The sequence below is a fragment of the Halomonas sp. KM072 genome (assembly GCF_050710315.1).
Classification (GTDB): Bacteria; Pseudomonadota; Gammaproteobacteria; order Pseudomonadales; family Halomonadaceae; genus Vreelandella; species Vreelandella hamiltonii.
The window spans coordinates 1,938,325-1,962,041 of sequence record NZ_CP136132.1; the positions used below are offsets into that span (position 1 = coordinate 1,938,325).

Genomic DNA, 23,717 nt, shown 5'->3' on the forward strand with positions numbered 1-23,717 from the left:
TCCCTCGGCCTACGCAACTCATGGGCTAACTGCGTGTCTAGGGAAGAATGAGTGTACACAAATCCGGGAGAGCTTGACTGATGAGCTTGTTTGCAACGCTTTCGCGCTCGGTCGCCCTTGCTGTCATGCTGGTGATGACCAGCCCGGCAGCGATGGCGCAACTGGCGCCGACAGACGAACAACGCCAAGCGGCCGTAGAAATTGCGGATTCGCTCCGCTATGGCCACTACGCGAACATTAATTTTGACCAGCAGTGGTCCGAGGAGGCTTTCCAGCGCTACCTGGACATACTCGATGGTCAGCGTGCCTATTTGCTCAACCGTGATATTGAACCCTATCGTCATCTGGAAAACGATATGGCCGAGGCGCTGTTCGAAGGAGAACTCGACGATGCCTTTGCACTCTACAACCGCCTGAGCGAGCGCCACACTTCTCGCCTGGAGTGGCTGCTGGCACGCCTGGACGAAGGCCTCTCGCTGGAGTTCGAAAGCGACGAACGCCTGGAAGTGGATCGTGAAAGCGCCCCCTGGGCCAGTCGTGAAAGTGAACTCGATGAACTGTGGCGCAAGCGCCTCAAGAACGACGCCTTGACCCTGGCACTCACCGGTCAAGACGACGAGCAGATCGAGAATAACCTGCGCCAGCGCTACGAAGGCCAATTGACCCGCCTGGGCCAGACCGAATCGGAAGACGTTTTCGGCCTGCTGATGGCCGCAGTGTCCAGCACCATCGACCCGCACACAGGCTACCTGTCGCCCCGCCAGGGCGAGTCCTTCGACATTCAGATGAGCCTTTCGCTGGAAGGCATTGGTGCCCTGCTGCAAGCCGACGGTGAATACGTCAAGGTCTCCAGCCTGGTACCCGGCGGCCCCGCCGACCGCGCCGGAGTGCTGGAGCCCGCTGACCGCATCATTGCGGTAGGCCAGGAAGATGGCGAGATGGTCAACGTGGTGGGCATGCGCCTGGACAACGTGGTCGATTTGATTCGCGGCCCCAAAGGCTCGGTGGTTCGCCTGGACGTCGTGCCTGCTCAGGCGGTGGACATGACCCGCTCGCAAATCGTGGAAATCACCCGCGACACCGTTAGCCTGGAAGACCAGGCCGCCAAGGGCGAAGTTATTGAAGTCATGCGCGATGGCGAGCCGCACCGTATCGGCGTCATCACCGTACCGACCTTCTACGTCGACTTCGATGCCTGGCAGGCAGGAGAAGAAGAGTACCGCAGCACCACCCGTGACGTAGCCCGAGAGATCGACAACCTCAAGAAAGAGGGTGTGGAAGGCATCGTGCTCGACCTGCGCAATAACGGCGGCGGCGCCCTCCAGGAAGCCAACTCGCTGATCGGCCTGTTCATCGATCGCGGCCCCACGGTACAAGTGCGTGACGCCCAGGGCCGCATCCAGCTCTACGGCGACACCGAAGCAGGCACGGTCTACGACGGCCCCCTGACCGTTCTGGTCAACCGCCTGTCGGCATCGGCCTCCGAGATCTTCGCGGGCGCCATTCAGGACTATGGCCGCGGCATCGTGGTGGGCGCCTCTACCTTTGGCAAAGGCACGGTACAGACCCTCAACGACCTGAGCCACGGCCAGATCAAGCTGACACGCGCCAAGTTCTACCGCATCTCTGGCGACAGCACCCAGAATCGCGGCGTAGAGCCGGACATCGCCTTCCCCAGCCTGATCGACCCCGAGCGCATTGGGGAGAGCAGCCTGGACAACGCCCTTCCCTGGGACACCGTGCAGAACGTTCAGTATCGTCGCTACGGCTCGCCGGAAACGGTCCTGCCTACCCTCATCTCGCTACATGAGGAGCGCGCCAAGGGTAACCCCAATTTCCGCTACCTGGAGCGCCAGTCCACCCTGGCCCGCCAATTGCGTGAACAGCACACCAGCGTCAGCCTGAACCGGGAGCAGCGCCAACGCGAGCTAGAAGCCCAAGAAGCCGAACAGCTCTCACTGGAAAACCAGCGCCGCCGCGCACTGGGTCTCCCAGAGCTGGAAGAGTGGATGGATGCCCGCAGCGACGGCACACAGGATGACGAGGCCGACACCGAGAGCGACGAATCCGTTCCCGTCGACCGCGCTCATGTGCTGGAAGCTGCCGAAGTACTACTCGATTACGCACACCTGGAAAAAGCCCAGCGCATGGCCCGCCGCTGAGCAGCCCCTGCCCCGACGCCTGACGGCGATGGGGCTGCCTGTCCAAGCAAAACGACCCGCACAGAACGCTCCATGCAAAACGCCAGCCCTTGGGCTGGCGTTTTGCCATATGAACGAATCGATAACACCACCGTTGATGGAGCCACCCACCCCGTCAGCACAAGGCCGCACGCCGAGCTGGCCGATCGCCCATCTTCAACAGACGCTTCGTCAAGCCAGCCAGCTGCACTTCGCTGCCTTTTGCCCCCGCCTCGATGATGGCCATGGCCCATGCAGGCAGCCGTGGCGCAAGATGATAGTACACCCACTGCCCTTCACGCTGGTCGATCAGCAGACCACACTGGCGCAACTGGGCCAAGTGACGCGACACCTTGGGCTGCGACTCCTCGAGCGCATACGTCATTTCACATACGCACAGCGACCGCTCCTGGGCGATCATCAGTACCAGCATCAAGCGTGTCTCGTCGCTCAAACATTTAAAGACCTGCAGCGCCTGCAAGCCAGTTGCATCCTTCACGCACTTCTCCAACGTTCGTTATCGTTCTGATGCTCATGCTACCGAAAAAGCTGGCGACAGGGCATCATTAAACGCCCCGAGCCAACGCAACGGACGCAACAAGGCCTTGAATGCACTAGCGCTTGATAGGCATTAGAGATAGAGAAAGAGGGAATACTGCGGACTACGGAAGGGAGGAGAATTGATCGGCTAGATCGACAATACGCGAAGAAATGAAATGGCTCCCCGAGCAGGACTCGAACCTGCGACCCAATGATTAACAGTCATTTGCTCTACCAACTGAGCTATCGGGGAACGTTTACCTCAACGGCAATAATAGCAGAACAGCGATGTGGCTCCTCGAGCAGGACTCGAACCTGCGACCCAATGATTAACAGTCATTTGCTCTACCAACTGAGCTATCGAGGAACATCTGCATCGCTATTGCGCTTGAGCGAGAACCCTTGCCAACCTGTTAACTTTTCAGTCATTTGCCGAGAGTTCGGGTTGGTGTTTGGCTCCTCGAGCAGGACTCGAACCTGCGACCCAATGATTAACAGTCATTTGCTCTACCAACTGAGCTATCGAGGAACTGCTCAAACACGGTGCGTAGTATACTGATAGAAACGCGCGGGTCAAGTCTCGATTACAAGTGCAGTGCTAGCCGCTGGTTCGGTGTGTCCGTATAATGCAGCCATTCAGCGGCAGGCGACTGCCCAACGATTTTTTCATTCATCCCTCGTCTCTTCAGAAAGACGACCCATAGACGACAGGTACCGATGGCGAAGAAGCTCTTCATCAAAACGCACGGCTGCCAAATGAACGAGTACGACTCCTCTCGGATGGCAGACCTACTCGGCGAATCCCATCAGCTGGAACTCACCGACAACGAGAAGGAAGCGGACGTCATTCTGCTGAACACCTGCTCGATTCGTGAAAAGGCACAGGACAAGGTCTACCATCAACTGGGCCGTTGGAAGAAGCTCAAGGACGCCAACCCGGAACTGGTCATTGGCGTAGGTGGCTGCGTGGCCAGCCAGGAAGGCGAAGCGCTGCGCAAGCGCGCACCTTACGTGGACATGATCTTCGGGCCGCAAACCCTGCATCGTGTTCCCCAGATGCTCGACGCCCGCAAGAACAACCAGATTGCGGCAGTGGATGTCACCTTCCCGGAAATCGAGAAGTTCGACCACCTGCCCCAGCCCAAGTCGGATGGCGCCACGGCGTTCGTATCGGTGATGGAAGGCTGCTCCAAGTACTGCACTTTCTGCGTGGTGCCCTACACCCGCGGCGAAGAGGTCTCGCGCCCCTTCGAAGACGTCATGGATGAGGTCATCCACCTGGCCGACCAGGGCGTACGGGAAATCAACCTGCTGGGCCAGAACGTCAACGCCTATCGCGGCGACAATGAGGATGGCGACGAGATCGACCTGGCCGAACTGATCGCCTGCATTGCCGCCGTGGACGGTATCGACCGTATCCGCTTCACCACTTCGCACCCGGTGGAGTTCACCGATAGCCTGGTCGATGCCTTTGCCGACATCCCGGAGCTGGTGAGCCACCTGCACCTGCCGGTACAGTCTGGTTCCGACCGCATCCTGAGCGCCATGAAGCGCGGCCATACGGCGGAAGAGTACATCGAGAAGATGGAGCGCATCCGCGCCAACCGACCGGACATCAGCTTCTCCTCCGACTTCATCATCGGCTTCCCCGGCGAGACCGAAGAGGATTTCGAAGCCACCATGGACTTGATCCATCGCATTGGCTTCGACCACTCCTTCAGCTTCGTCTACTCGGCACGCCCTGGCACCCCCGCCTCGGGCCTGCCCGACGACACGCCGGAAAGCGTCAAGAAGCAGCGCCTGGCCATTCTGCAGGAGCGCATCCTGCAGCAGGCGGCGCAAATCAGCCGCCGTATGGTGGGCTCTACCCAGCGCATTCTGGTGACCGGGTTCTCGCCCAAGGACCCCGGCCAACTCTCCGGGCGCACCGAGAACAACCGGGTCGTCAATTTCCGTGCTGCCAACCCCACCGAGCTGATTGGCTACTTCGTCGATGTCGAGATCACCGAAGCGCTGCCCAACTCGCTGCGTGGTGAACTGGCCTCCGCCGAGCGTTATTGAGCCTTCTCTTATCCTGGGTAATTGCCCCGACCCCGTCGGGGCATTAAGCTGAAACGTACACACACCAACGAAAGGGTTTCCTACTCTTGAGCCAGCCATCACCTCAGGCCAATCGCATCATTACCCTAAGCCTTGAACCCAATGACCCGCAGCGCCTTGCCAGCCTCTGCGGCCAGCAGGACGAGCACCTAAAGCTGATCGAGAGCCGCCTGGACGTAACGTTGCGCAACCGTGGCAACGTTTTTCAGCTGGCCGGTGCAGCCAACCGCATCAAGGCGGCTGCCAATGTCCTTGAGCACCTGTACCGCGAAACGGCGGCCGCCGAGCTATCGGCAGATACCGTCCACCTGTTCTTGCAGGAGTCCGGACTAGAGGCTCTGGAGGAAGAGGAGGACGGTGAAGGCGGCAGCGACGAGGTGATCATGCGCACCCCCCGTGCCATGATCAAACCCCGCGGCCTGAACCAGCAGCGCTACGTGCAGAGCATCCGCGAACACGACATCAACTTCGGCATTGGGCCTGCGGGTACCGGCAAGACCTACCTGGCAGTGGCCGCGGCGGTCGAAGCGCTCAACCAGCAGGAAGTGCGCCGCATCCTGCTGGTGCGCCCGGCCGTCGAAGCAGGCGAGAAGCTGGGCTTCTTGCCCGGCGACCTGGCGCAGAAGATCGACCCTTACCTGCGCCCGCTGTACGACGCGCTCTATGAGATGATCGGCTTCGAGCAGGTGGCCAAGCTGATCGAGCGTCAGGTGATCGAAATCGCGCCGCTGGCGTACATGCGTGGCCGTACGCTGAACAACTCCTATATCATTCTCGATGAGAGCCAGAACACCACGCCGGAGCAGATGAAAATGTTCCTGACGCGGATCGGCTTTGGCTCGACGGCGGTGATTACCGGCGACATCACCCAGGTGGACCTGCCGCGCGGCCAGCGCTCGGGGCTTTCCCAGGTGCTGGACGTGCTCAAGGAGACCCCCGGCATCGGCGTGACCCACTTTGCCGCCAAGGACGTGGTGCGTCACCCGCTGGTGCAGCGCATCATCGAAGCCTATGACGAGTTCGAGTCGCAGCAGGAAGTGGCCGAACGCGCCCGCCGCGAGGCGCGTCAGCAAGAGCGCGAAGCGCGCATGCTGGCCCTCGAACGTCAGGGTCATCGCACTGGAGACGGCGACCAATGAACGAGCCGATGATCGATCGGCAAGCGGCCATCGACGAAACGCTGCTGCCCTCTCTCGACCAGCTCACCCAATGGGTGAGCTGCGTGTTTGCTCGCCATCCAGACGACGACCGCCAGGAGCTGACCATCCGGTTCGTGGATGAAGCCGAGAGCCAGGCGCTGAACCGCGACTACCGAGGCAAGGACAAGCCCACCAACGTGCTGTCGTTCCCTTTCGAGAACCCGCCTGGCATCACGCTGCCTCTGCTGGGTGATCTGGTCATCTGCCATGCGGTGGTGGCCCGAGAAGCCCAGGAGCAGCACAAACTGCTGGAGCACCATTACGCACACATGGTGGTTCACGGCACCCTGCACCTGATGGGCTATGACCATATCGAAGAGCAGGAAGCCGAAGAGATGGAGCAGCTCGAGCGGGAGCTGCTGGCGACCCTGAAGATCGATGACCCTTATCAGGCGTGAGCGGTTTTGTTGCAGAAAGCTGCCGCTAGCGGTGGTGTCTGCCGCCACTCAGTGATACAACGATGAGCGGTCATCATCCCCTTTATCGAACTACCTTGCCCGTAACTGAGAGAACTGACGCAATGAGCGAAGACCGATCGAGCAATCCCAATCAAAAATCATGGCTCGAGAAACTCTTTGGCGCCCTTTCCGGAGACAGCGACGAACCCAGCTCACGAGATGAGCTAATGACGTTTCTACGCCACACGGCCGGCAAGCTGAAACTGGATCAGGACGCTATCATGATCATTGAAGGCGCCCTCGACATCAGTGCCCAGCAGGTTCGCGAAATCCTCATCCCGCGCTCTCAGGTCACCGCCATCGCCCTGGACCAGACCAGTGACGACTACCTACCGCTGATCCAGGAGACCGGCCACTCCCGCTACCCGGTGGTGGGTGAAAATCTCGACGACGTCAAAGGCATTCTGCTGGTCAAGGACCTGCTGCCGCTGCTCTCCCAGACCCAGGCACAGCGCGACGCCTTCAAGCTGGAAGACGTGCTGCGTCCGGCCATGTTCATTCCCGAATCCAAGCGCCTCAACAGCCTGCTCAAGGAGTTCCGCGACACCCATAACCACATGGCCATCGTCGTGGACGAGTATGGCGGCACCGCGGGCATCATCACCATCGAAGATATCCTCGAACAGATCGTCGGGGATATCGAGGACGAGCACGATACCGACGAAGAGGACGATATCCGCACGCTGGAAAACGGCCACTTCGCCATCCGTGCCTTGACGCCCATCGAAGACTTCAATGAACGCTTTGGCACGGCCTTTTCCGATGATGAGTTCGACACCGTGGGGGGGCTGGTCATGCAGCAATTCGGCCACCTGCCCGGCCGTGGCGAGCACACTACGCTAGGCGGTTGGCGCTTTATCATTCTGAATGCCGATAACCGGCGCATCCGCCTGCTCGAGGCCTATCGTGAACGCGATGCCGACGACGAGACCGACGCTGACTAGCCGCCACTGGCGCTGCGTTACCGTTGCACCCTGCTGAGAGGATATTGCTATGGGGTTGACTCCCACATTACCACTTCAACTGCTGGCCGCCCTGGTGGCCGGTGGTTTTACCACGCTCACCGCCTCCCCTTTCGAACTCTGGTGGCTGGGGCCTGTCGCCATTGGCCTGCTCTTTCTGGGCCTGCATCAGCTGAGCCCGGCTCAGGCCGCGCTGAAGGGGTGGCTGTACGGGGTGGCACTGTTTGCCAGCGGCACCTCCTGGGTATACGTCTCGATCCATGATTACGGCTATACCGGCATGCCCTTGGCGGTCTTTCTCACCGCGCTGTTCGTGACCGTACTGGCGCTGTTTTTCGCGGGTACGTTCTGGCTCTATCGACGCTTCGTCGGCCCCCGTTGGGCAGTGGTAACCTTCGCCGGAGCCTGGGTGCTGGGTGAAGTACTGCGCACCTATCTGTTTACCGGGTTTCCCTGGCTGCTGGTCGGGTCGAGCTACGTCGACTCGCCCCTGGCCAGCTGGGCCCCCGTTGGCGGCGTCTATTGGCTCTCGTTGCTGGTCGTTCTGAGCGGCACCCTGGGTGTGGCCTTCCTGCGCCGCCAGTGGTGGGCAGCGCTGCCGCTGGCGGCCATCTGGCTCACGCCTCTGGCACTGCCCCAGCACTGGACCACGCCGGTGGACGAACCCACTCGCGTGGCCCTGCTGCAGGGCAACCTTCCGCAGCTCCTGAAATGGACACCGGAAGGCCAGCGCAGCGCTGCCAATATCTACAGCGACCTGACCCGTCAGGTCGCAGACGATGTCGACCTGATCCTGTGGCCAGAGACCGCCCTGCCCATGATCGACAGCCAGGCGCGCCCAGTACTGGAGCGCGTGCAAAGCAACCTGCCGCCTGAAACGGCGCTGCTCACCGGCATCGTGCAACTGGACGAGGCTAATCGCTACTTCAACAGTGTGATTGGTGTCGGCAACGTGGAAGGCAGCTACCAGAAAGAGCATCTGGTGCCGTTCGGTGAGTACTTGCCGCTGGAAAGCGTGCTGCGCGGGGCGATCAACTTCTTCGACCTGCCCATGTCCAGCTTTAGCAAGGGGGCATCTCATCAGGTGCCCATGCAGGCCGCCGGGGTCACCATCGGTAACGCGATCTGTTACGAGATCATCTATCCGCAGCTGGTGGCACGCCGCGCCATGGATAGCGATGTCATCGTCACGGTCTCCAACGACACCTGGTTCGGCGCCTCCATCGGCCCACACCAGCACCTGCAAATGGCGCGCCTGCGTGCGTTGGAAAATGGCCGCTACGTGGTGCGTGCCACCAGCAATGGCATTACCGCTATCATCGACCCCCGCGGCAGGCTCGTCGACCGTGCACCGCAGTTCGAAACCACCTACCTGACCGGCGAGTTCCACGCCATGCAGGGGCTCACGCCCTTCACCCGCATGGGTAGCTGGCCCACCTGGCTGCTGGCAGGCCTGCTGTTGCTGCCTGGGGTTGTACGTCGCCGCGCAGGATAACGCACCTTACCAGCCCTGCCTGCTGCCTGGCCCCCGCATTGACGCCGTTGACCGGCGAGCGGGGGCCTTGCTTTTAGCGGGCCGAGGGGGTTTCCCCCAGCACTTCTGGAATGGTCATTTTCACATAGCGGCCTGGGGCGGGCTCGATCACCTTTAACTGCCCCTCTCCGGGCTGACGGGCTGGCACCATTTTCTTCGGGTCGGCATCCGCGTAGCCGTTTTCCGTCACCCAGGCCTGCCAGTGCGGCCACCAGGAGCCTTCGTTGAAGGTCGCCCCTTGCTGCCATGCATCGTGGGAGTCCGGCAGCTCGTCGTTCGTCCAGTAGCCGTACTTGTTCTTGTGCGGCGGGTTAACGATCCCGGCGATATGCCCGGAGCCCCCTAACACGAAGGTCACTGGCCCCTTGGGCAGCAGCGCACCGTAGTAAGTACTGTTCCACTTGGCAATGTGGTCTTCCTTGGTCGAGACGAAATAGCTGGGCGCCGAGATCTTGCGCAGGTCGATCTTGACGTCGTCCAGCTCGATGCCACCGGGCTCTACCAGGCGATTTTCCAGATACATGTGGCGCAGGTACCAGGCGTGGGTACCTGCGGTCAGGTTGGTGCCATCGGTGTTCCAGTAGAGCAGATCGAACGCCGCAGGCTCGTCACCTTTCAGGTAGTTGTTGATGTAGAACGACCAGAACAGGTCGTTTTCCCGCAGCAGGTTGAAGGTGTACGCCATGGAGCGACCGTCCAGGTAGCCCTTGAGCTGCATGCTCTGCTCCAGCCCTTGAATGACGCGCTCGCTGAGAAAGACGCCAATGTCGCCCGGGTCGCGGAAGTCCTGCAGCGTCGCCATGTAGGTCACCGACTTGACCTTGCGGCCACGACGCGTACTGGTCAGGTAGGCCACCGTGGACGCCGTGAGCGTTCCTCCCACGCAGTAGCTGACCAGGTTGACCGACTTTTCGCCGCAGGCCTGCTCGATGGCCTCCATGGCACTGATCGGCCCCAGCTGCATGTAGTCGGCCCAGGTGATGTCGCGTTGAGCAGGGCCAGGGTTGCGCCAGGAGATCAGAAACACCGTGTGCCCCTGCTCTACCAGCCACTTGACCAGCGAGTTGTCATCGCGCAGGTCGAGAATGTAATACTTGTTGATCCATGGCGGCACGATCAACAGCGGCGTCTTGAAGGTTTTCTCGGTGGTCGGGGCGTACTGAATCAGCTGAATCAGCTCGTTTTCGTATACCACAGAGCCCGGCGTCACGGCGATGTTGTCGCCGACCCCGAAGGCGCTACGGTCGGTCATGCGTACGTTGATCCCTTCGGCCGAGTTGGCCAGGTCTTCGCGCAGGCGGGTCAGGCCGTCCACCAGGTTCTGCCCCTTGGTCTCCAGCGTACGCCGCATGACTTCCGGGTTGGTGGATACGAAGTTGGTGGGCGACATGGCGCTGACCAGCTGACGCGCATAGAACGCCAGGTTGCGCTTGTGGGTGGGGTCCAGCCCGTTCAGGCCGTCGATCAGCTCCTCGACCATCTGCGAAAACAGCAGGTACTGCTGCATGATCGCCATGTAGTAGGGGTCCTGGCGCCAGGCCTCGTCGCTGAAGCGGCGGTCATGCTTGGGGGGCGTGATCAGCGGCGTGACCTGCTCGCCCGCCATGGCGCGAAGGCCCTGCTGCCACAGCAGCCACTGGTCCTGGATCAGCCGCGATTGGGTTTGCCACAGCAGGTTGGGGTTGCTCATCAGCGACTGGGCTGCCGCCTCGAAGCTTTCACGCATGTCACGGTAGACCGAGTCTGCGGCTTCACTGGGCACGATGCGCTGTAGCAGGTCTTCGAGCAGCCCCTTGTACTGCTCGGCGACGTCGTCCAATTGAGCTTTCCAGGCCTCCATTTCCGGCTGGGTTAGCGGTTGAGACGGTATTTTCCACCCTGACTGCATACGAGTTCCCCCTCGCGTGCCGAGCATTGTTCGCTCTGACAGCTCATCCAAAAGAACGCGGCGCCTCATCGGCGCCGCGAACAGTACGTGATATCAGCTCTTGCGTGACGACTGGCTGGAGGCCTTGGCCGAGGACTCGCCTTTCGCGGTTGCCGTGGCCTGTTCGCTCATTTTTTGCCCGGCTTCGCTGAACAGCTTCTCCATTTCTGTCTTGAACTGCAGGGTCATCTCGCCCATGGCGCGGGCATCTTCCTGCATCTGCTGGGAAAGCTCGTTCATCATTTCCGCTTGCCGGGTGCCGAAGTCACGCAGGCTTTCGGCATCGTTGATTTCGGTGGCGCTGCGAATACGCTCGGTCCCCATCTGGCTGTAGCGCTTCATGGCTTCCAGCTGATACTGGGTCATCTTTTCCATGTTGTTGAGCATCAGCGAGTTCATCTTGCGCATCGGCTCGAACATCTGGCGGGTCTGGGCGCTGAACGCCTCCATCATCTTGTCTTGCATTGTGGTAGCTCCTGTCTCTCATTCCCTGGCATGAGCCTGGAGTGGCTCATTCACATCGCAATTATTGTGCATCGCACAAAGAGTAATCGCTGGCTTGCCGCTTGACAACTCTGCTTTGGCGGCAGCCCTACCCTTTAGCGCGGGTTCGTGACGAGGCGGCTTTCGCCTTGGTGCCTCGACTGCTGGCCGTGCTGGGTGCCTCCTGCTCCTCGCGGGACTGACTGCTGCTGGTGGCACTGGAACCCGCCTGCCGCAGCATATCCAGCATCATCTGCTGGTAGGTACCGAAGTTGGCCAGCCCCTGCGATAGCCCTTGTTGCATCATCGGCTGCTGCAGGAACGGGCGCATCAGGCTCATGGGGTCGTAACCCTCCACCCCAGACTCCATCTGGCGCTGGATGTTGTCCAGCAGGCTTTGCTGAAACGCCTCGACATCCGGTAGCCCCAGCGAACGCCGAAACTCGTCCGGCGTCAGGTCAAACTCAACGTTGATCTTCATAGGCGACTCCTTGACCGTCATGCTTGAGTGTAGCAGCGAACCCCGAGGCGTACCGTGGCGTTATCGCTGGCCGATGGCCGGTGTATCAACGTTGACATCGGCATTCTGCCCACGGTGGCGCAGCCAGTGGTCCAACAGCGTCATGGCCATCATGGCTTCGGCAATCGGCGTGGCACGAATGCCCACACAGGGGTCATGACGCCCCTTGGTAATCACCTCCACCGGCTCGCCGTGCACGTCGATCGAGCGGCCCGGCGTGGTGATGCTGGAGGTCGGTTTCAGCGCCAGCCGTGCCACGATGGGCTGGCCACTGGAAATACCGCCCAGCACGCCTCCGGCATGGTTGGAGAGGAACCCCTCAGGGGTCAGCTCATCGCGGTGCTCGCTGCCCCGCTGTGCCACGCAGCCAAAACCGGCACCAATCTCGATGCCTTTTACCGCATTGATGCTCATCAGACCATGCGCCAGATCAGCATCCAGACGATCGAACACCGGTTCGCCAAGCCCCACCGGCACGCCTTCCGCAACCACGGTGATCTCTGCCCCCACCGAGTCCTGGTCACGGCGCAGCTGATCCATGTAGCTTTCCAGCTCAGGCACTTTGTCCGGATCGGGGCAGAAGAAGGCATTCTGCTCGACGCTGTCCCAGCCTTTGAAGTCGATCTTGATCGGCCCCAGCTGGCTCATGTAGCCACGAATCTGAATGCCCTGCGCCGCCAGCACCTTTTTGGCAATGGCTCCGGCCGCCACGCGCATGGCGGTTTCACGGGCGCTGGAGCGCCCACCGCCCCGGTAGTCACGATGCCCATACTTGTGATGGTAGGTGTAGTCGGCGTGGGCGGGCCGGAACTGATCCTTGATCTTCGAGTAGTCCTTGGAGCGCTGGTCGGTATTCTCGATCAGCAGGCCAATGGAGGTACCCGTGGTCTTGCCTTCGAACACGCCAGAGAGAATGCGGACCTGATCCGGCTCCTTGCGCTGGGTAGTATGCCGGGAGCTGCCGGGACGACGGCGATCCAGGTCACCCTGCAGGTCGGCTTCGCTAATCTCGATACCGGGCGGGCAGCCATCGACGATGGCTCCCAGCGCAGGGCCGTGGCTTTCGCCAAAGGTGGTCACGGTAAACAGTTTGCCAAAGGTGTTGCCAGACATGGGCGTTATTTCCTCACGCAAAAGACGCCGCATGGGCGTCGAGTTCAGCGGCGCTCAGGGCAAACACGCCCTGGCCGCCACGCTCGAAGTCAAGCCACATAAAGGGCACGTCGGGGAAAGCGGCCTCTACATGACGGTCGGAGTTGCCCACCTCGACGATCAGCCAGCCGTCGTCGCTCAAATGGCGGCGCGCGTCACGCAGAATACGCCGGACGATATCCAGCCCATCGCTGCCAGCGCCCAGCGCCAGGGCTGGCTCATGGCGAAATTCGGCGGGCATGGTGGCCAGGTCGCGGGCGTCCACGTAGGGCGGGTTCGAGACGATCAGGTCAAATGTCTGCCCCTGAAGGCCGCTGAACACGTCCGACTCCCAGGCACGCACTCGGTCACCGACATCGTGACGGGTGATGTTCTGACGCGCCACGGCCAGGGCATCCTGGCTGATATCCGCCAGCGCGACGTCACAGGTGGGCAGCACCAGCGCCGTGGCGATGCCGATACAGCCGGAGCCGGTACACAGATCCAGCACCCGAGCGGGGGGCTCTTCGGGGAACCAGGCAGCAAAGCCATCTTCGATCAGCTCGGCAATGGGCGAGCGCGGAATCAGCACGCGCTCATCTACCGAGAAGGGGTAACCCGCGAAAAAGGCCTCACCCAGCAGGTAGGGCAACGGACGACGAGTAGTGATACGCTCGCGGGCGAGCTTGATGATGCGCGAACGCTCCATGGGGAGCAGCCGCGCATCGAGCACGGCGGGGTCGACGTTCCAGGGCAAGTGCAGCGCGCCCAGGCTCAAGGCGACCGCTTCGTCCCAGGGGGACTGCGTGCCGTGGCCATAATGCAGGCCCGCCAGGTAGAACTCGCTGGAGACCCAGCGCAGGTAATCGCGCAGCGTTATCAGCTCGTGTGCCAGCGTCGAATCGGGCAGTGAAAGCGTAGAAGTGGACAGCTCTTCAGGGGAGTGCGTGGTCACAGGGGCTCCTGGCAACATGACATCATGGGAGGATTGTACCTTTGGCGCCGCTCGGTTCACAGCCACGAGGTTCACAGCGACGCCTGGCTCGCTATACTGTGCATCTTTATCACCGTGTACTTTCACCGATGCCGAGCCGACCATGACGCGACACCTGCCCAACGATGACGATATCAGTGCCTTTCGCCAAGCGCTGCAGGCGGCAGGCGTACGCCGTATTGCCACCAACCAGGCGAACCCCGGCAAACCCAAACGGCAACCCGACAATCGCGAGGCCCGCCGCCGCGCCGCCGTGGAAAGCAATACGCTGCAGGCCAGCGGCCGCACTTCCGACGGGCGTGTCGAAGCCGTGCGCCCCTCCGAGTATCTGGAGTTCAGCGTGCCGGACCTGCCCTGGCGCACCTTCAGCCAGCTCAAGCGGGGGCAAACCGCCTGGCAAGCAGGGCTCGACCTGCATGGCTACACGCTGGAAGAGGCCCGCCTGGAGCTGGAGAGTTTTCTGGGCGATGCCGCAGCCCAGGGGCTGCGCTGCGTGCTGGTGGTACACGGCAAGGCGTGGGGCAGCAGCGCGGATTTCCCTGTCTTGAAGAGCCACACCAACGCCTGGTTGCGAGAGTGGCCTGGCGTGCTGGCGTTTTGCTCCGCCACCGACGTGGATGGCGGCACAGGGGCGGTCTATATTTTGCTGCGCAAACGCAGCCAGTAGCTCACTCGGTAGCGTCCGAGGCAATACTGGGCATGCGCCGCTCCAGCGCCTGATCCGCCAGATGGCGCCCCAGGCGAATCAACTCGTTGGCGCGGTGGAACTCATAGGTACTGCAAACGGTTTTGGGCACTTCGATCAGCACATCCGGCGGATATCCGGCCACCTTGTACTTGGCCAGCGCCGCCTGGGTGATATCGAACGACTCCAGAATCATGTCCAGTTTGCCCCACTCCCGCTTGCCGCGCAGGTCGACGGTTTCATCGTCATCGTTCTCTTCTTCACCGCCGCCCAGGCCGCCCCACAGTCGGCGCGTGGTGGCGCGCACGTCGCGCATCCAACCGCCAATGTTGGCCTCTCGCTCGCGCTCCGAGGGGGTCTGCGGCGGGGCAGACTCGTCACGGGGCAGCAACTCTTCCAGGGTCACCGGCTGCGGGCTATGGGCCGTCACGTTCACCGCCACCACAAAATCCGCTTCATGGGCGGCCAGAATGGGCATCATCGGCAGCGGGTTGAGCAGCCCGCCATCCACCAGCACCTGCTCGCCCAGGTTCACCGGAGTAATCACGCCAGGCACCGCAATGGAGGCGCGTATGGCGCGTAGCAGCGGGCCGTTTTGAAACCACACTTCGCGCTGGCGTACCAGATCGGTGGCCACCGTGGTCACGGGGATCGGCAGATCCTCGATCAGTACGTCACCCACCAGCTCTTCCAGCTTGCTCATGACCTTGTTGGCCCGCATGGCCCCCATGGGGCTCCAGGTCACATCGACCAGCTTCAGCACGTCCAGATAGTCGAGATGGCACACCCAATCCCGGTACTGAGGCAGCTTGCCCGATGCGTAGATACCGCCAATCAGAGCGCCCATGGAACAGCCCGCTATCGAGATGATCTCGAAGCCCCGCGCTTCCAGCGCCTCGATCACACCGATATGCGCATAGCCTCTGGCCCCGCCGCTGCCCAGCACCAAGGCCACCTTGTTTCCCTCACCCAGCGCTCTCCCTGCCAACAGACTCACCAAGGCACACCCTCCTTTTTACTTTTCACCTCTTTATTTTTCACCGCTCTACTCTTCACCACTGGGGCTACGGCAAATCACCTCGGCGACCTGGGCTACGGCCTGCGGCTCCAGATGAAGATGGTGGCCCCCGGCCAGCACATGACGAGTGAGGCGGGGTACCGCCTGCCGAGCGGCCACCGCCCACTGGCGCTCGCCGAGAATACCGCGCTCTCCTTCTATCAATAGCACGGGGGCTTGAATCTCTGCCAGTATGGCCAGCACCTGCTGTGGCGTCAGGCGGACCAGGGAAGGCTTCAGCAGGCGGCTGTCGGTGCGCATGGCGACCTTGCCATCCGCCGTGGCCTGGGTGTTACGTTCGACCAGCGGCCTGGCCGTGATGGCATCCAGCGGCGTCACGCCGCCTGCCACCCGGGCGGCAACGGCCTGTTCGATATCCGCATACCGGGGCGTGCGCGAAGCGACGCGGCGGTGGGCGGTGAGGCCCTTGCGCAGCTGGCTGGCCGTCTCCTCTGCGGGCGTATTCAGTGCCCCCAGGCCATCCAGCAGCACCAGCCGTGCGACACGCTCGGGCAGCGCCGCTGCCAGCAGGCAGGAGACCGCCGCCCCCATCGAGTGCGCCAGCAACGTGGCCTGCTCGATCTCCAGCGCCTCCATGGCATCCAGCACATCGTGAAGGTAGTCCCACAGCGCATAGTCGCTGCCGAAGGGCGTATGGGCCGAGTGGCCGTGCCCGCGAAAATCGAGGGCAACGATACGAATGTTCAGTCGCTTGACCAACAAGGGGGCCAGCCGTGAGAAGCTCGCCGCGTTATCCAGCCAGCCGTGCAGGGCGACCCATACCGGGGCATCGTGGCGCCCCCAGCTCAGGGCCGCCAGGCGCCCATTGACCAACGACAGCGGCGTACTGCCGCTAAACTCGGAACCTTTCATCAGCCCTCTCTCTTCACGAAAAACCCTGCGCCGGATGACGCTTCGAGCACCAAACGTTACCATGCCTGGCGCAGCCTATGCGCTGCTTTCGAGCGGCCCATGGTGGGCCACCCTTGCCTATCTGCTGGAGACAACCCGATGAAACCTCGTCGCGACACCCGCGCTCGCAATCTCGTGTTCTGGATCACGGTCATCAGTGCGCTGGTGGTTGGCCTCTGGCTGGCCCGTTAGCCTCCTCGTACCCTTACCTTCGCCCCGGCACCTTGCATTTTTTTCCGCATGAATGAATACTGGCTACAAATACTGTATATAAACACACCATCCATTCGTGAGGAGCCCGACGATGCCGTCTCAACCCACTGCCGTTGCGACCGCCTTGCCGTCAACGCCCTTGCCTCTTCCGTTTGCCTCGCTGAGTGGTCGCGCGGGTTTTAGCGGCTTTCCTTCCCCCGCGCAGGATTACGAGCCGCGCACGCTGGACCTCAACACCCGGCTGATCAAGCACCCGACACAGACGTTCTACCTGACCGCCCGCGGCGACAGCATGGAGGGATGGGGCATCTTCGACGGCGACCTGCTGGTGGTAGACCGCAGCGTGCCGCCTCGGCTGGGCCACATCGTAGTCGCCCTGTTCGACCAGGAGCTGTTGATCAAGCGCTACGCGCTGTATCGCGGTACGCCGCATTTGTGCTCGTCTCATCCGCACTACCCTCCGCTGCCGCTGGAAGAGGCCGAGTGCCAGCTATGGGGGGTAGTGCGCGCCGTCATTCATGAGTATTTGCCATGATCGGTCTGGTGGATGCCAACAACTTTTACGTTTCCTGCGAGCGGGTATTCCAGCCCACGCTGGAAGGCAAGGCCGTGGGCGTCATGTCCAACAACGATGGCTGCGTGATTGCGCGCTCTGCCGAGCTGAAAGCCATGGGCATTGCCATGGGGACGCCAGCGTTCCAGCTGGAAGGGCTGCGGCGTCGGGGCCAGATCCATTTGTGCTCTTCCAACTACGAGCTGTACGGCGACATGTCGGCGCGGTTGGCACAGCTGCTGCGCGAAGCCTGCCCAGAGGTCGCCCCCTACTCCATCGATGAGATGTTCATTTACCTGGATGGCTTCGATGACGCCCAATGCCAAGCCATGGGCGTGGCGCTACGCCGCCGTGTTCGCCGTTACCTGGGATTGCCCGTCTGCGTTGGGCTGGCGGCCACGCATACGCTGGCCAAGCTGGCCAATCACGTGGCCAAGCAGCAGTCCCACTATCAAGGGGTATGCCTGCTGGCTGCCCACACCGCCACCACCCAGGCACTGCTCAAACAGCTTCCGGTGAGCGAGGTATGGGGAGTCGGCCGACGGCTTGCCGAGCAGCTCGCCGTGAGCGGTATTCGTACCGCCTGGCAGCTACGCGAGAGCGACCCCAGGCAGTTGCGCAAGCGCTTTTCGGTAGTGTTGGCGCGAACCGCCCTCGAGCTGCGCGGCACGCCTTGCCTGGAGATGAATGCCGTCGAACAGCCCCGCCAACGCATCATGACTTCGCGCTCTTTCGGGCGTGCCACGGGGCGCAAGGAGGAGCTGCACGATGCATTGCGCCAGCACGCCCAGCGCAGCGCCGAGAAACTGCGCCAGCAGGGTAGTCTGGCCCGTGCGGTGCTGATGTTTCTGACCACCAGCCGCCATCGCAAGGACCTGCCCCAGCTGGCCCCCCGCGCCATGATTCCCCTCGATGCTCCCACCGACGACACGCGGCTCATTCTGCAGGCCGTCAAGGAAGGGATGGAGCAGATGTACCGCCCCGGCTACGTGTTCATGAAAGCAGGCGTCATGCTGGTGGACCTGGTAGACGCCCAGCAGTACCAGCTCTCGCTGCTGGCACCGCCTGCCAAGGCGCACCCCCACGTGATGCGGGCGGTGGATGCCATCAACCAGCGGATGGGGCAAGGCACCATCCACTTTGGCATGCGCGACCCGGACGCCGCCTGGCAGCTGCGCTGCGGGCACCGTTCGCGCCGCTACACCACGCGTTGGAACGAGTTGCTGGAAGCCGGTACCCACCCGGGAGCCATCGCGGCGTTTACTTCTCACCGATAGCCGCTAGCGTTGAGGTGGCCGGCACAGCTGCCCTACTGGGCAGGCTACATGCTGTTTGCTGGCGTCGTCACCGTGCTGGAAATCGGCTTTCTCTACTGGAACTCTCTGCGCGGCGTGGCGCAGGTCAGCCGCCTGGCAGGCTTGCCCTACCCCAGCGCCTCCCCGACACCGCCCGCCGTGCAGCTGACCATCCACGGCGTAGATTGGCCGACGACCTTGCGTGCTTATGCGCAGTTGACCGGCCAGCCGCAACAGGCGGTGCTGGCGGCTCTGAGCCAGGCCACACTGTTGAGCGGCCCTTTGCGAGGCGCCCGCCAGCGCTTTCTTGACGACGTATTCGCTACCTGCCAGACGCCGCTACCCCACCGCCAGCTCAACGACCTTCAGCGCCGCTTGAACACCGGGCAGGATTGGCCTTCCTAGGCAGCTTTCAGGGCCTTGCGCAAGCGTGGGCTCAAGGTTTCACCCGCTGCCATCATGGCCACCAGAATCGCCAGCAGCCACGGCCAGTGCTGGGCAAATGAGACCTGATAGAGGCCCAGGGCATCGACGAAGATGACCAGGATGCCCAGCGGGCTGACATAACGCACCATGGTCAGCCACAGCGTATAGGGCAGCGGAGCCAGCCCCAGTTCGTCGCGGAACGTCTCGCTCTTGAGCACGAACCCGGCCAGCAGCACCATGCCCAACCCACCCAACGGCATCATCCAACGGGACGTCAGGTAGTCCAGCCAGTCGAAGAAGTGCCTGCCCGCCAGCGTCCAATCAGCGCCCAGGTTGAACGACAGCATCGCCAGCGTGCTGATCAGCCACAGCACAATACCGGTGGCCCACGAGGCGGATTTACGGCTCATGCCTTTGTTATCGCACAACCAAGAGACCGTTGCTTCCACCATGGAAATTGAGGAGGTTAGTGCGGCCATGGAGAGCATTAAGAAGAACAGCGCTCCGAACAGCGTGCCCAGCGGCATCGCCTGGAACGCTAACGGCAGGCTCATAAACAGTAACCCTGGGCCTTCACCGGGGTCCATGCCGTTGGCAAAAATCACTGGAAAAATTGCTAACCCTGCCATCAGTGCTACCACGGTATCCGCCACGGCCACGCTCAGCGTCGTGCGGCCAATGGAGGCATCTTTAGGCAAGTAGCTGCCGTAAGTCAGGATGGCACCCGACGCCAATGAGAGCGTAAAGAAAGCGTGACCCAAGGCCGCCAACATCCCTTCACTAGAGAGGCTGCCCGCCTTAAAAGAGAACAGGAAATCAACCGCGTCGCCGAAACCGCCGGAAAACATGCCGAATCCAATCAGCAACACCAGCATGAGCACCAGCCCCGGCATCATCCAGCTAACGCTTTTCTCGATGCCTTCCTGAACGCCTTTGCCGACAATGATCATGGTCAGCAGCGTGACCAGGGTACTCCAGCCACCCAGCGTGATGGGGTTAGCGTTATTGGCACCAAACACGGCCGCCATCTCGTCCACACTGGTGCCCGCCAAGCCGCCGGTGAGCATTTTCCATAAATAGGAGAAGGACCAGCCGGCCACCACGACGTAAAACGATAGCACCATAAAGCCACACAGCATGGCCATCCAGCCAATCAGCGACCACATAGAGGAGCGGCCAGACTCATTCACTACACGGCGAATAGCATCAATGGGGCTACCACGCCCCCGGCGACCAAACGCAATTTCGGTCATCATTACCGGTACGCCCACCGCTAAGATGCACGCTAAATAGACCAGTACGAAGGCGCCGCCGCCATACTCCCCAGTGATATAAGGGAATTTCCAAATATTGCCTAGCCCCACCGCCGAGCCGGTAGCTGCCAACATAAAGCCCCAGCGGCCTAGCCACTGAATGCGAGGTTGCCCAGAAGACGCCATGACCTTCCACCCTGTCAGAAAAAAGCGCCTATCCTAGAGGATTTTGCTGCGAAAGCCCACGTATCACGGCGTGGCATAGCTTGCTTTTGCCTCGGCATCTAGCCGCTGGGCGGTTTGATCCACTCTGCGCAACCACGCCAACAGCAGCGCCCCGGCCCCTACAAAGCCACCAGCCAGCCATAGGCCCACATAATAATGACCAGAGGCTTCCGCAAGCATGCCGGTGAGCGCAGGGGCCACAATCTGCGCTGCGCCGTAGGCCAACGTCATTTGTCCCATCAAGCGGGCGGGGCTGGCGGGGTACAGCCTACCCGCCATGGTCAGCACTAAACTGACGCAACCCAGGAACGTGCCGCCGTAGAGCACTGCGCTAATCAACACGCCCGGTAACGTTGGGCTGATCGCAGGCAGCACAATGCCTACTACCTGCACCAGCATGGCCACAATCAGCGCGCCTAAGTAACCAATCCGCCGCGCGATTAAATCCCACAGCATCACGGCGGGTGCTGCGGCCAGCCCCACCAACGCAAAGGCCCAGTTCCCGGCCCCGGCCAGCAGCGGTTCGCGCTCCACAATCGCGACCAAAAACGTTGCGCTGATCACATAGCCATAGCCCGCACAAAAGTAGGCGGGCAGCATAAGACGCATAAAGGTGCGGCTAGGCGGCGTTGCAGGTGCTTGATGACTGGCAGCGCTGCCTACCACCGGTTTTACCGGGCGCGGTAACCAGCACCAGGCAGGCACCAGCAGCACCGCCCCCAACGCGCTAAAGCCCCACCACTGGGCTTGCCAGTTCAATGCCAGCGCCAGCATCAATTCTACGGCTAAAGCCGCCACCACAATGCCAATGCCGACACCTGCAAAGTGGATGCCCAGCTCGCCCCGCTGACGGTGCTGAATCAGCCAGTGCAAAATCAGCCCTGACGCCAACAGCATCGAGCCACTGCTGGAGAGCCCCGCCAAAAAGCGCAGCCCCGCCCATACCCAAAAGTGTTCGGTCAGCGCCATACCGGCGGTGGTTAATACGGCCAGCACTAAGCCAATGCGAAACAGCGTGTCTTTGAGATAAATCGTGCGAATAGAGGCCGCCAGCACCGCTCCTAGCATATAGCCTGCGTAGTTCAACGCCGCTAGCCAGCCGCCATCGGCGTCGCTAACCCAGCTCTGTTGCTGCATCACCGGCAGTAGCGGCGTATAGGCAAACCGCGCAATGCCGATACATAAAATTTGGCTAAATACCCCCGCCAACAGCACTTTAAAGCGCTGGGCCTGAACGCTTGCAGTAGGCATGGACACTCCCTCGTCGTCACTATTTTTGTTGTGGTAGTGTGGCTTCAATGGATAGCCAGCTATCTTCCATCATACGCGGAAACCAGCGCCGTACTATCGGCTAAACGTGGCATGTGGAAGCAGCGCATTAGTGCTCGGAATCTGGCAGACTAACTCTCACGTTTCACCACCGTCATAAGCGAGTAAGCACGATGAGCGACACTGCAAAACCCTGGACGCAACCGATGCCCGACGCGCAGTTCAAACTGATGCGCGATATTTTGGCGGCCCCCAGCCCTGTTGGCCTGGAAGGCGCGATGACCTACGGCGTGCTGAAGCCCTACTTCGAGAGCTTCGCTCCCAGCGACTGGCATTTGCACCAGTTTAAAGGCAATGCGGGTGTGGTGCTGGATACCCACCCAGGCCGCGATGATATGTTCAAGCTGATGATCATCGGCCATGCGGACAAAATCCGCATGCAGGTTCGCTCGATTGGGGAAGACGGCAAGATCTGGATCAATACCGACTCTTTCCTGCCGGGCGTGCTGATCGGCCATGAAGTCACCCTGTTCAGTGAAGACCCAGAGGCCCCAGGCAGCTACCGCCGCATCGACGGCGGCACGGTGGAAGCCCTGGGCGCAATTCACTTCTCCGACCCGGCCCAGCGTGATGGCAGCAAGGGCATCAAGAAAGAGCAGATTTACCTGGACCTGCAAATTCACGGAGAGCACAAGAAGCAGCAGGTCCTCAACCTGGGCGTGCGCCCCGGCGACTCGATCATCTTCAATCGCCCCATCCGTCCGGGGTTCAGCCCGAATACCTTTTACGGCGCCTACCTGGATAACGGACTGGGCTGCTTTGTCGCCGCCGAAGCCGCTCGGCTCGTTGCCGAAGCCGGTGGCACCGACAAGGTTCGCGTCATGTTTGCGATTGCCAGCTACGAAGAGATCGGCCGCTTCGGCAGCCGCGTGATGGCGGGCGAGCTGAAGCCCGATGCCATCATCGGCGTGGACGTCAACCACGATTACGTGGGCGCACCCGGCATTGGCGACAAGCGCATGCAGCCGCTGGAAATGGGCAAGGGGTTCACGCTGTCAGTGGGCTCGATTGCCAGTGAGCAGTTGAATCGCATCATTGCCACCGCCGCCAGGGAGCACGACATTCCCATGCAGCGGGATATCGTCGGGGTAGATACCGGCACCGACGGCATGGCAGGCGTACTGGCCTCCATCGACAGCGCGGCCACCTCCATGGGCTTTCCCATCCGCAACATGCACACCATTTCGGAAACCGGCAATACCCAGGACGTATTGGCAGCCGTGCACGCCCTGACGCACACCATCCAGGCCATGGATGCCATGCCCGACCTGCATCAGGCTTTCAAGGACAACCACCCGCGCCTGGACGAAGCCAGCCCGCTTGCCCACCAGGGCAGCAGCAAACCGGAAAGCGATGCTGACAGCACCGACTGACCCCAGCACTTCCCCCGGCCTGCGCTGGCCGGGGGTTCTCTCTCCTCTCTCCTCTCTCCGGCCTTCTGCTGGCACTCGGTTTTCAAACCTCCCCCGTGGCTTATGCCGCGTCCATCGGCGGTCTGGCGACGATTATCGGCTCGGTGCCCAACGCCATCGTGGTCGCCATGATTCCGCAGTTCTTCGACATCGAAATCAGCTTTTTGCAGTGGATGATCTTTGCCCTACCGCTGACCCTGCTGCTGGTCGCGCTGTATGTCTATCTCACCCGTATCTATTCCCGGGTGCCCAATACGCGCCTGGAAGTCAACTTCGTGGCTCAGGAGCTGGAGAAGCTCGGCCCACAGTGAAAAACGCAGCCTGCTGAT

At 61.5% G+C, this 23,717-nt stretch carries 22 protein-coding genes and 3 tRNA genes; 12 read left to right on the top strand and 13 right to left on the bottom strand.

What is annotated here, in order from left to right:
• The first annotated feature begins 80 nt into the window (after positions 1–80).
• Positions 81–2,162 (top strand): carboxy terminal-processing peptidase, encoded by a 2,082-nt coding sequence (locus tag RVM26_RS09115; protein ID WP_498941690.1) that lies wholly within the window; start codon positions 81–83, stop codon positions 2,160–2,162.
• Positions 2,163–2,316: 154 nt separating this feature from the next.
• Here the strand turns inward: RVM26_RS09115 and RVM26_RS09120 are convergent, their stop codons facing one another.
• The 4 genes from RVM26_RS09120 to RVM26_RS09135 all read right to left on the bottom strand — a co-directional run bounded on the left by RVM26_RS09120 (position 2,317) and on the right by RVM26_RS09135 (position 3,249).
• Entirely contained in the window at positions 2,317–2,613 is a 297-nt protein-coding gene (locus RVM26_RS09120; protein ID WP_498941722.1) for a metalloregulator ArsR/SmtB family transcription factor, read from the bottom strand.
• Between the two features lie 284 nt (positions 2,614–2,897).
• Positions 2,898–2,973 (bottom strand) — tRNA-Asn (locus RVM26_RS09125).
• A 38-nt stretch (positions 2,974–3,011) separates the two neighbouring features.
• A tRNA-Asn gene (locus tag RVM26_RS09130) sits at positions 3,012–3,087 on the bottom strand.
• A gap of 86 nt (positions 3,088–3,173) precedes the next feature.
• Positions 3,174–3,249 (bottom strand) — tRNA-Asn (locus RVM26_RS09135).
• Between the two features lie 188 nt (positions 3,250–3,437).
• Here RVM26_RS09135 and miaB point away from each other — a divergent pair.
• From miaB to lnt, 5 genes are all read left to right on the top strand, one after another.
• On the top strand, positions 3,438–4,781 hold the full coding sequence (gene miaB / locus RVM26_RS09140; RefSeq protein WP_039181090.1) for a tRNA (N6-isopentenyl adenosine(37)-C2)-methylthiotransferase MiaB: 1,344 nt from the start codon (positions 3,438–3,440) through the stop codon (positions 4,779–4,781).
• Between the two features lie 86 nt (positions 4,782–4,867).
• Positions 4,868–5,959, top strand: a complete 1,092-nt coding sequence (locus RVM26_RS09145; protein WP_039181092.1) for a PhoH family protein — start codon at positions 4,868–4,870, stop codon at positions 5,957–5,959.
• On the top strand, positions 5,956–6,417 hold the full coding sequence (ybeY, locus tag RVM26_RS09150) for an rRNA maturation RNase YbeY (RefSeq protein WP_039181095.1): 462 nt from the start codon (positions 5,956–5,958) through the stop codon (positions 6,415–6,417). The genes RVM26_RS09145 and ybeY overlap by 4 nt, the downstream gene beginning before the upstream one ends.
• Positions 6,418–6,539: 122 nt before the next feature.
• Positions 6,540–7,421, top strand: a complete 882-nt coding sequence (locus RVM26_RS09155) for a CorC family transporter (protein ID WP_498938282.1) — start codon at positions 6,540–6,542, stop codon at positions 7,419–7,421.
• A 49-nt stretch (positions 7,422–7,470) separates the two neighbouring features.
• Positions 7,471–8,934, top strand: coding sequence for an apolipoprotein N-acyltransferase (gene lnt / locus RVM26_RS09160; protein WP_498938284.1), 1,464 nt, complete (start codon positions 7,471–7,473; stop codon positions 8,932–8,934).
• A gap of 73 nt (positions 8,935–9,007) precedes the next feature.
• Here the strand turns inward: lnt and phaC are convergent, their stop codons facing one another.
• From phaC to prmB, 5 genes are all read right to left on the bottom strand, one after another.
• Positions 9,008–10,861 carry a class I poly(R)-hydroxyalkanoic acid synthase gene (phaC, locus tag RVM26_RS09165; protein WP_498938286.1) on the bottom strand — a complete coding sequence of 618 codons (1,854 nt, stop codon included), beginning with the start codon at positions 10,859–10,861 and terminating at the stop codon, positions 9,008–9,010.
• 93 nt (positions 10,862–10,954) lie between these two features.
• A complete protein-coding gene (locus RVM26_RS09170) occupies positions 10,955–11,365 on the bottom strand; it encodes a phasin family protein (RefSeq protein ID WP_498938288.1) in 411 nt (136 codons plus the stop codon).
• A gap of 127 nt (positions 11,366–11,492) precedes the next feature.
• On the bottom strand, positions 11,493–11,864 hold the full coding sequence (locus tag RVM26_RS09175) for a DUF6489 family protein (protein ID WP_081137535.1): 372 nt from the start codon (positions 11,862–11,864) through the stop codon (positions 11,493–11,495).
• Positions 11,865–11,924: 60 nt separating this feature from the next.
• Entirely contained in the window at positions 11,925–13,016 is a 1,092-nt protein-coding gene (gene aroC, locus RVM26_RS09180; protein ID WP_498938290.1) for a chorismate synthase, read from the bottom strand.
• A gap of 13 nt (positions 13,017–13,029) precedes the next feature.
• Positions 13,030–14,007: a ribosomal protein L3 N(5)-glutamine methyltransferase gene (gene prmB / locus RVM26_RS09185; RefSeq protein ID WP_498941723.1), complete on the bottom strand. Its 978-nt coding sequence runs from the start codon at positions 14,005–14,007 to the stop codon at positions 13,030–13,032.
• 124 nt (positions 14,008–14,131) lie between these two features.
• On the opposite strand from prmB, the gene RVM26_RS09190 reads away from it, so the two are divergent.
• Positions 14,132–14,695 carry a Smr/MutS family protein gene (locus RVM26_RS09190; protein ID WP_498938292.1) on the top strand — a complete coding sequence of 188 codons (564 nt, stop codon included), beginning with the start codon at positions 14,132–14,134 and terminating at the stop codon, positions 14,693–14,695.
• 1 nt (position 14,696) lies between these two features.
• Here RVM26_RS09190 and RVM26_RS09195 read toward each other — a convergent pair whose 3' ends face one another.
• Positions 14,697–15,713 carry a patatin-like phospholipase family protein gene (locus tag RVM26_RS09195; protein ID WP_287806870.1) on the bottom strand — a complete coding sequence of 339 codons (1,017 nt, stop codon included), beginning with the start codon at positions 15,711–15,713 and terminating at the stop codon, positions 14,697–14,699.
• Between the two features lie 45 nt (positions 15,714–15,758).
• Positions 15,759–16,643 carry an alpha/beta fold hydrolase gene (locus RVM26_RS09200; protein WP_498938294.1) on the bottom strand — a complete coding sequence of 295 codons (885 nt, stop codon included), beginning with the start codon at positions 16,641–16,643 and terminating at the stop codon, positions 15,759–15,761.
• A gap of 343 nt (positions 16,644–16,986) precedes the next feature.
• On the opposite strand from RVM26_RS09200, the gene RVM26_RS09205 reads away from it, so the two are divergent.
• From RVM26_RS09205 to RVM26_RS09215, 3 genes are read left to right on the top strand one after another with little or no spacing between them, the layout of a single operon-like run.
• The gene (locus RVM26_RS09205) at positions 16,987–17,430 is read left to right on the top strand and encodes a LexA family protein (RefSeq protein ID WP_016914453.1); all 444 of its coding nucleotides are present in this window, start codon (positions 16,987–16,989) and stop codon (positions 17,428–17,430) included.
• Positions 17,427–18,725: a Y-family DNA polymerase gene (locus RVM26_RS09210; RefSeq protein WP_081137529.1), complete on the top strand. Its 1,299-nt coding sequence runs from the start codon at positions 17,427–17,429 to the stop codon at positions 18,723–18,725. Before RVM26_RS09205 ends, RVM26_RS09210 begins: the two co-directional genes overlap by 4 nt.
• Positions 18,726–18,773: 48 nt before the next feature.
• On the top strand, positions 18,774–19,148 hold the full coding sequence (locus RVM26_RS09215) for a hypothetical protein (RefSeq protein ID WP_498938297.1): 375 nt from the start codon (positions 18,774–18,776) through the stop codon (positions 19,146–19,148).
• Here RVM26_RS09215 and RVM26_RS09220 read toward each other — a convergent pair.
• Together RVM26_RS09220 and RVM26_RS09225 are read right to left on the bottom strand one after the other, a co-directional pair.
• Positions 19,145–20,608, bottom strand: a complete 1,464-nt coding sequence (locus RVM26_RS09220) for a sodium-dependent transporter (RefSeq protein WP_498938299.1) — start codon at positions 20,606–20,608, stop codon at positions 19,145–19,147. The genes RVM26_RS09215 and RVM26_RS09220 overlap by 4 nt on opposite strands.
• Positions 20,609–20,671: 63 nt before the next feature.
• Complete coding sequence (locus RVM26_RS09225; protein WP_287806881.1) at positions 20,672–21,898, bottom strand: YbfB/YjiJ family MFS transporter; 1,227 nt, start codon at positions 21,896–21,898, stop codon at positions 20,672–20,674.
• Between the two features lie 191 nt (positions 21,899–22,089).
• Here RVM26_RS09225 and RVM26_RS09230 point away from each other — a divergent pair, with 191 nt between their 5' ends.
• Both RVM26_RS09230 and RVM26_RS09235 read left to right on the top strand, forming a co-directional pair.
• On the top strand, positions 22,090–23,349 hold the full coding sequence (locus RVM26_RS09230; RefSeq protein ID WP_498938301.1) for a M20/M25/M40 family metallo-hydrolase: 1,260 nt from the start codon (positions 22,090–22,092) through the stop codon (positions 23,347–23,349).
• Positions 23,350–23,444: 95 nt separating this feature from the next.
• A complete protein-coding gene (locus tag RVM26_RS09235; RefSeq protein ID WP_498938303.1) occupies positions 23,445–23,699 on the top strand; it encodes an SLC13 family permease in 255 nt (84 codons plus the stop codon).
• The last annotated feature ends 18 nt before the right edge of the window (positions 23,700–23,717 follow it).